The 7,210-nt window shown below is 64.7% G+C and carries 9 protein-coding genes; 3 read left to right on the top strand and 6 right to left on the bottom strand.

Annotated features, from left to right (window positions below):
* Positions 1-433 precede the first annotated feature (433 nt).
* A complete protein-coding gene (locus MKL09_RS20425; RefSeq protein WP_244023174.1) occupies positions 434-622 on the bottom strand; it encodes a hypothetical protein in 189 nt (62 codons plus the stop codon).
* 1,201 nt (positions 623-1,823) lie between these two features.
* Here MKL09_RS20425 and MKL09_RS20420 point away from each other — a divergent pair.
* A complete protein-coding gene (locus tag MKL09_RS20420) occupies positions 1,824-2,027 on the top strand; it encodes a hypothetical protein (protein ID WP_244023172.1) in 204 nt (67 codons plus the stop codon).
* A 194-nt stretch (positions 2,028-2,221) separates the two neighbouring features.
* On the opposite strand, the gene MKL09_RS20415 is transcribed toward MKL09_RS20420, so the two are convergent.
* The 4 genes from MKL09_RS20415 to MKL09_RS20400 form a co-directional block, all read right to left on the bottom strand.
* Positions 2,222-2,617 (bottom strand): response regulator, encoded by a 396-nt coding sequence (locus MKL09_RS20415; RefSeq protein ID WP_244023171.1) that lies wholly within the window; start codon positions 2,615-2,617, stop codon positions 2,222-2,224.
* An 89-nt stretch (positions 2,618-2,706) separates the two neighbouring features.
* A complete protein-coding gene (locus MKL09_RS20410) occupies positions 2,707-2,964 on the bottom strand; it encodes a hypothetical protein (RefSeq protein ID WP_244023169.1) in 258 nt (85 codons plus the stop codon).
* A gap of 14 nt (positions 2,965-2,978) precedes the next feature.
* Positions 2,979-3,155, bottom strand: a complete 177-nt coding sequence (locus MKL09_RS20405; RefSeq protein WP_243948400.1) for a hypothetical protein — start codon at positions 3,153-3,155, stop codon at positions 2,979-2,981.
* 391 nt (positions 3,156-3,546) lie between these two features.
* Positions 3,547-3,807, bottom strand: coding sequence for a hypothetical protein (locus MKL09_RS20400; protein ID WP_244023166.1), 261 nt, complete (start codon positions 3,805-3,807; stop codon positions 3,547-3,549).
* 479 nt (positions 3,808-4,286) lie between these two features.
* On the opposite strand from MKL09_RS20400, the gene MKL09_RS20395 reads away from it, so the two are divergent.
* Together MKL09_RS20395 and MKL09_RS20390 are read left to right on the top strand one after the other, a co-directional pair.
* Entirely contained in the window at positions 4,287-4,739 is a 453-nt protein-coding gene (locus MKL09_RS20395) for a LexA family protein (RefSeq protein ID WP_244023164.1), read from the top strand.
* The gene (locus tag MKL09_RS20390) at positions 4,736-6,061 is read left to right on the top strand and encodes a Y-family DNA polymerase (protein WP_244023162.1); all 1,326 of its coding nucleotides are present in this window, start codon (positions 4,736-4,738) and stop codon (positions 6,059-6,061) included. Before MKL09_RS20395 ends, MKL09_RS20390 begins: the two co-directional genes overlap by 4 nt.
* 21 nt (positions 6,062-6,082) lie before the next feature.
* Here the strand turns inward: MKL09_RS20390 and MKL09_RS20385 are convergent, their stop codons facing one another.
* Positions 6,083-6,895, bottom strand: a complete 813-nt coding sequence (locus MKL09_RS20385) for an SMP-30/gluconolactonase/LRE family protein (RefSeq protein ID WP_313901198.1) — start codon at positions 6,893-6,895, stop codon at positions 6,083-6,085.
* Between the last annotated feature and the right edge of the window lie 315 nt (positions 6,896-7,210).

Genomic DNA, 7,210 nt, shown 5'->3' with positions numbered 1-7,210 from the left:
TTCCCGTTCAGTAAAAACACCGGGTTTTTTTCGGGCGTGTGGAGGCGCCCCATAACCCTTGGCGGGGTTTGGTTTTTTGGCCGCTTTGGTGTTTTTTTTTTTTTTTGGGGGTGTTTTTGTCACGGGGAACCCGTGGTTGGCAAAACGCCAACGACCCCAAGGCCGCGGGCGCCGCAAAAGGGGAAAAGTTTTTGTCCAACCCGTTTTGGCCCCCCCCCCCCCCCAGGTCAGAGCTGCAGCGAGCTTTTGGATAATGGGCCTCAGCCTCGACACTGCCATCCCGGCGGCTATCCTCCCGCCATGCGCACAGCCCTCGCCGCCCTCGCCTTCGTCGTCGCTGCCGGTGGGGCGCAGGCTCAGCGGGTACCTTCTCACTGACTGTCCGCTCGGCCCCGCCCCGAACCGCTCACCGGGCGGGGCGGAAGTCGGCCGATCAAAAGCGACGCATAAAATCTCCGAGTTCGATGCGCATCCCCGCTTGAAAGCCGATGTGCCATGCCTGGACGTCGGCAGCTCGCATGCCGGCTTCCTGATGCCCCCGGGCCACGATGATCCCGACCTGCTCGATCCGGCGCACGACGCCCTCAACGCTGCCTGTCTCCGAGCTCAGCGTCTTGATCATCTCGCTCGCTGCAAGCCGGCCAGATTTTTCGCCTCGATCGATGGGAGCTAGCGGCTTGCTATGCGGCGGCATGGGCCTCGATCGCCTCACCTTTGTGAGCTGATACGCAACTTGGCTCGGGGGTAGGATGGCGGGCGGTGGTTACCGAGCCGTGCTGGTCTGCGAACTCAAGCAATCCGAGCCGGCATTCGGCACGAAAAAGCCCGCGCCGGCGAACCGGGCGGGCGAAGGTTGTGACTTTGAACTCTGGGGGAGTCGAAAATCGCGGTGACCATACCGCAAATACCAGTAGAGGAAAGCCCGCCACGATGCTGGATCGGGCGGGCTTTCAGCCTCGGACGCTGGTGTCACCGCGGTGTCCGAGGCTCTGATGGCGCCAGCTGTTGAGACGGGCACCGCACACAGTTGTAGTGCTGCAGTGCAGCAAAGAAACCCGCCTCGGCAGTGAGCCGGGCGGGCTGAAGTTGTCATTGGGCTTCAAGCGCTATGCATGGCTCGGCCGACGCTGATTCGCTTCGCCCGTTTGGATGATGGGAGGGTCTCACTCCGCCTTCGCCATCTGTCGCCCATGGTTCTGCACGATGTCGCGGAATAGGCTGGCTGATCGCACTCTCGGCTTGGTGGCCACATAGCAGAGGCGGGGTGCCCAGGAACAGATTGGTACTCCGTGGGCTTACTCATGAGATAGAGGGCGATATGCTGAAGGTTGGCCAGCTATGGCTAACCGGGTTGCCGATCCCCATCCTCATACCAGCTTGGTTTTTCTTTTCGCGGGAGCGATAGCGCATGCCTTGTAGAATGCGTGTCCTGCTTGCTGCATCAGTTGTTGCCGTCATCGGCACAGGCGGAACTGGCATGGCGCGTGGCGGCGGCGCCATCCCTCCTGGCGGTCAGTTGGCGGCAACAGCGCCAGGTGGGACAGAGGGCTTGGCGGGCCCGCAGAATGTTGCTGATGCCGTTCGTAGCGGTCATGCCTACGGTTGGCGCCATGGTGCAAGTCGGAATGGGGGCCAGTACCCCCACTATCGACCTCGGGCAGTTGGGTATTGAATGAAACGGTAGCCCTTGGCCCATCACCAAGGGACTGGAGCGGGGGCGGAAACTCGCCTCGCCGGCGAGCTAGACGACCTCCCTCGCCAGCCCGTGATCAGATGGGGTGGCGGGGCTGAGCCGGCTGGTACGTCACCAAGGGGCGGCGGCTATGCATGTCGATCGAGAGCAGGTGCTGTCCAGCGACGCGCTGGATCAATTTGCTTGCAGGCTGCTGGCCAAGGTGCGGTCGCAGTACCCCCAGAAGCCGTTGGGAAGGCCCATAGGCGACCTCGATGACGATGTGGGCGCCAACCTCCTCGCCTGGCTGTTCGACGCCTACGACGACGCTCTGGCCGAAGACGGTGGCGGCTGAGCGGGCTGGTGTTCAGCAATAGGCTGCGCGCAACCGAGCATGGCCATAAGCGTTCATGAGGAAGCGGCACCGTTCGGCGCCTGAGGCTTCCACCATGCTCCTAATTCCCTTGCTCATCGCGGGCACGTTCATGCTCGCCGGCTCGTTTTCGATCATCGCCGCCCTGGCAGACTGACCGATGGCTGGGGGTCGGCTCACAAGCCGATCCCACGAGCCGTCAGAACGGTTTGGAGAGCTTCGGCGAGTCCATCAGGTGTAAAGGGCTTACGCAGGAAGCGAGCGCCCATGGGCATCTGGTCAGCGCCCGGCCACTCCACTCCCGATACGATCAGGATGGCGAGTTCGGGCCAGCGTGCAGCGACGGCCTTGGCCAATGTGAAGCCTGATAGAGGCTCACCAGCGAGGTCCACGTCTGCGATCATGGCCACAAGTTCGGGCCGGGCCGCCAGATGGGCCTGAGCGGCCTCGATGGTTGCAGCCTCGGCCACCTCGTAGCTAGCATCCCGCAAGGCTGCGGCCGCTTCCATGAGCTGCACGGGGCTGTCCTCGACAACCAGCACGGCAAGCCGCGGCGCAAAGGCATCCGCCATTCGGTATCTCCACACAATCGCCGCCGCAATAACGCGGCTGAACCCGATTGCGCCCCGTGGTCATGGAATGGTGTTTAGCTGAACCGGCGTCACCCCATCGCCTGCGGGTGCCTCGATGGTGTGCCGGAGAACGCAGCAGGCGTCAGAGGGCACCCAGGATGGCTGCGGCGGTGCTGCAGCTTGTAGCCCCCGCCGGGGGTGTAGTTCCCGGCGATGTTCACCTGCCCGTGGCAGGCCGGGCAGCGCTTGGGCAGCATCCCATAGAGGGTGCGCGCTTCCACCAAGCTGACGGCGTTCCACACGCCATCAACCTTCACCTCGCATGTCTGCTGGTCGGCCACCGGCATGCTGTTCGGAGGCGTCAGACGCGGATCTCTTCCGCGTGCAGGCCACCAGCCCGTAGGTGGTCCGGGATGTCTGCATGGTCGTAGTACCCGGCTTCGTGCGCCATGGCGTCGAGGGCAGCGATCGGGTCGGCGGCCGAGCCGGTCCAGAGGATCGTACCTGTCGCCGCCTGACGGATCTGGAACACCTTCATCACCACACCCTCCCACATATGTTGAGCGATCAAGCGTAGCGGCGTCCCCGACGTTCCGGCGCTACCTCAATAAGTCAGCGTGCCGCATGGGCAACGAAGCCTCGATGGAGGTGCAGCCCAGGGGTTCAGACGAAATGCATCGGCAGGGCGAGGCTGACGAGGGCGACATACGCGCCGACGAGGAAGGCACCAGCCGGGACAACGACACCGCTGAACAGGACGAAGCGGGACGAGAGGGGCATGACGATCTCCATCAGGTAGGCGGCGGCTGCCGGCGTTGAGGAAGATCTATGCTCAAGCTCTTCACATCGATGTGTTCCGGGACACCTGCTCAATTGCTTGGAGAGCGGCTGCTGGATCACGGTGTCAGAGCAGCTTTCAAAACCCGAGTTCAGGTCGGCGTGTAGTCTGCTCCGATTTCCGGATCGGTACCCGAAGCGTCAAGCTGCCGAAGCGCGTGCTGAAGCGCTGCCCAGGCGAATGCGATCTCGACTGGATCGGTGGGCATAATCAGAACGGCACCCTCCTCCGGCGGGACGACCGGGATCGAGACGAGCGTCGAGCCATCCCGGTCGGTTATCGTGACGACAACGGTTTGCTCGGTGACGCGGCCTGGAGTGCGGCCCTTCGGAAAGGTGACGACATTACTCATCCTGTGAGCGTAGTCGGACAATCCGGCTCAAGCCATAAGTTCGCGGTGGCTCACGCAGGGCGTCGGCGTAGGGGTTCGGCAAGAGGAGCGACTGATGGGAGCGCTCGCTGGTCCCGATCGTTGCCCCTCCATGCGCACAGCCCTCATCACTATGATCGTGCTGGTTTGGTTTGGCCCTGACGTCGCCTATGCGATGCACCTCACGCTCCCGGATCCAGCTACATCGCACCAGACGACCGCGCCGAAGTGGATCGTCAGCCCGCCCGCGGTCGTGGTGATACAGCCACCGACGCCCTGAAGCAGGCCCTGAGACGGGTGCGTTCGCAGCGGTCGGTCGCCGGAAGTAACTGACGGCGCTCTGCTTCTCCGACACGATCCACAGCACTTCACCGCCAAGTTGCGCCCCTCCCGATCATCCGTTGAACCCGGCCCTCGCATCGGGTCTGTTCGCGTTTGTTCTCATTCGCGCGGAGGGGCAGGTGCATCTCAATCGGGTCGACGAGCTGTTGATCCAGAGCCCGGATGCCGTGCGTGTTCCGCTGATCGGGCACGCCCTGTGTGCTGGCTTCCCATCGCCGGCCGACGACTTCCTGGAGGGCGCCCTGGAGTTGCCGCGCTGGCTCGTGCCGAACCCGCCCGCCACGTTCCTGTGGCGCATTTCCGGCTCGTCGATGGAGGGGGCCGGCATCTACGACCGCGACCTCGCCTGCGTCGACCGCAGCCTTAGGGCCGTCCACGGCAGCGTCGTGGTCGCGGCGATCGACGGGCAGATGAGCTGCAAGCGCCTGGTGATCGACGGCAACGTTGTCCGGCTGGCCTTCTGCAGCCCGGACCTGCCCGCCTTCGCGGTCGACGAACTCGGCGAGGGCATGATCTGGGGCGTGGTCCGCTTCTCAATCCGCTGGCACGTCGCCCGCGGGCAGCTGTCGTGAGCGCGCCACCGCGTCAGCGCGACCGGATCGGCGGCGGCCGCGCCGTGGCGCTGATCGACGGCAACAGCTTCTACTGCTCGTGCGAGCGGGTGTTCGATCCGAAGCTCGCCGTGGTACCGGTGATCGTTCTCTCGAACAACGACGGCTGCGCCATCGCCCGGACCAGTGAGGCCAAGGCGCTCGGCATCAAGATGGGCGATCCCTACTTCAAGATCCGAGAGATGTGCCGCGTCCAGGGCGTGCGGGTGTTCTCCTCCAACTACACGCTCTACGGCGACATGAGCGGCCGCACCAACGCGGTCTACCGGCAGTTCAGCCCGCAGGTGGAGATCTACTCCATCGACGAGAGCTTCCTGAACCTCTCGGACGTGGCGCCAGGCCTACGGGTGGAACTCGCGCGGGATCTGCGGGCCACCGTGCGGGCCTGGACGGGGATCCCCACGTGCGTTGGGATCGGCCCCACCAAGACGCTGGCGAAGCTGGCCAACCACATCGCCAAGACCGTGCCCGACCTGCAGGGCGTGTGCGATCTGACCGACCCGACTGCCTACGCGCACTGGCTCTGCCGGATCGACGTGGCAGAAGTCTGGGGCATCGGCCGCGCCTCGCTCGCCAAGCTGGAAGCGATGGGCGTGGAGAGCGTAGCGGACCTGCGCGACCTCGACCCGCGGCCGGTGCGCAAAGGCCTGACGGTAGTGGGCGAGCGCATCATCCACGAGCTGCGCGGGTTGGCCTGCCTGCCCCTGGAAATGGTCCCAGCTCGGCGGAAGGGCTGCGCGGTCACACGGTCGTTCAGCAGCCGCATCACCGAACGGGCGGTGCTCGAAGAGGCCGTGGCTGCGCACGCCACCAGGCTGGGCGAGAAGCTGCGGCGCGAGGGGCTGGCCACCAACCACGTGTCCATTTTCTACCACACCAGCGAGCACGACCGGGATGCTCCGATGCGCTCGGTGTCCACCACCGTCACCCTGCCCGAGCACACCAACGACACCCTGGCGCTGATTAAGGCGGCACAGCTGGGTGTGGCCAAGACCTGGCGCGAGCCCGGGCAGAGGCCGTGGCGGTACTCGAAGGCTGGTATCATCACGAACGATCTGGTGCCGCTGTCCCACAGCCCCCGGGCCCTGATCGGTCAGATGGATCGGGAGCGCTCAGGGCCGCTGATGGCGGCGATGGACGCCTGCAACGCGCGCTGGGGGCGCGGAGCGGTCGTGCCAGCTCGCTCCGGCCTTGTGACCAAGCGTGAGTGGAACACGAAGTTCGAGATGCGCACCCCGCGCTACACGACGCAGGTCACCGAACTGCCGGTCGCCCACGCCTGAGCGCGTTGGTCCAAGCTGTGATCAGTTGCGCAGCGGCTTCGCGCCGATCTCCAGCCGATAGATCGTCGTTGGGAATTTCACCGCCGACGCCTCGCCGCCGTTCATCGTCGGCGTCCGATTCATCTGCGCCGCAGGGATCCACAGGCCACCCTGCTCGTCGATCCACATCGCGTCGACCCAAACCAAGCGCGGATCCTCCAAGAGCGTGCTCATGCTCCCGTCCGGGGCGATCTTGAGGATACGCAGCCCGTCCGTATCGCTCGCGTAGATCGTCCCGTCCGCGTCGATCGCAGTCCCGCCAGTCGCCACGGTGGCCGCGAACAGCTTCACGTGCTTGGCCCGCTCGGCGTCGCTCATGCCTGCGTCGTCAAGATAGCGCGTCTCAATGCTGTAGAGTGGGCCTGTGCAGGCTTGGTAGTAGAACGTCTTACCGTCGGGGGAGTCTTCAGTCTGATCGCCGTGGATGAACAGGATCTTGCCCCTGTCGTCCCGCAAGGTGCGGCCCTGGCCGGTGAGTGGACGCTGCGCAATGGTCGACCAATGCCCGTCGAGCGCGCGCCTCAAGGTTCCCGTGTCGAGATCGAGCACGATCAGCCCGGGCTGACCGGCATCCGTCAGGTAGACGTTGCGGCCGTTGAACCGGAAATCGTCGATGAAGCTCCGTTCGGTCGTCGCCGCCTGTAGTGGGTAGACCCTGCGGACGGCGTTGGTCGCGAGGTCAATCTGCACGAGCTTTGGGCCGCCTTGGAGGGGGGCCTCGCCCATGCCAGCTGCGCCCTTGTCGACCACCCAGAGGTCACCATCAGGCCCGATGCGGATAGCATTGACCGCCACGAAGGCCTTGGACGGGTCGTCACCCTGCTTCCACGCGTTCCACGCCTCGTTCGGGAATGCGACGGGTTGACCGTCGCGCCATTCGCCGAGTTCGATGCCCTTGTCCTTTGTCTGGCGCTGGAATGGCGAGAACAGCCGGCCATCCTTCGCCTTCGTGAAGCCATTGAAGACCAGGTGACCTGACCGGCTGGCTTTGGACCGGGCTGATTGAGAGGATCAGCCAGGACCGGAGGAGTCGGACATGCGGCGAGGTCAGAAGACGAGCGCGGAGCAGGTGGTGCTCAAGCTGCGCCAGATCGAGGTGCAGACAGCTCA

This window comes from Methylobacterium sp. J-048 (genome assembly GCF_022829515.1).
Lineage (GTDB): Bacteria > Pseudomonadota > Alphaproteobacteria > Rhizobiales > Beijerinckiaceae > Methylobacterium.
This window is presented reverse-complemented; position numbering and strand designations above follow the sequence as displayed.